Here is a 381-nt window from a genome sequence, read left to right on the forward strand (position 1 = left end):
TCAACGTCGAATTTCTTCGTTGACTTCGTCTTTCCAGTGCTCATGTATCGAAATACACTCCGCTCCTTCAAGACTTTGTCGCCTCGAACTTCTCGCATCTCGTAACTTAATGATGCATACACATCAAGATTGTTGCTTTGGCGCAGATAAATAATATATCTGCCTTGCATTTGTTTGGATGTCGATATCTAGTTTTCAAAGAACATAAGAAATAACCTTTCTCAAAAGAAAAACGTTATTTGATTTAGAGAGAGAGTTCTCTCAAAACTGAACAAAAGAAGAATAGGTGTACTTACGAAACAGTCGAAGCTGTTTCATAATCTCCATAGAAAGGAGGTGATCCAGCCGCACCTTCCGATACGGCTACCTTGTTACGACTTC

1 rRNA gene is annotated in these 381 nt (G+C 39.4%); it reads right to left on the reverse strand.

From position 1 onward, the window contains the following. Nucleotides 1-329 precede the first annotated feature (329 nt). Nucleotides 330-381, reverse strand: a 16S ribosomal RNA gene (locus tag M3196_RS21825); the annotation flags it as partial.

Source organism: Fictibacillus nanhaiensis, assembly GCF_023715445.1.
GTDB classification, from domain to species: Bacteria; Bacillota; Bacilli; order Bacillales; family Fictibacillaceae; genus Fictibacillus; species Fictibacillus nanhaiensis_D.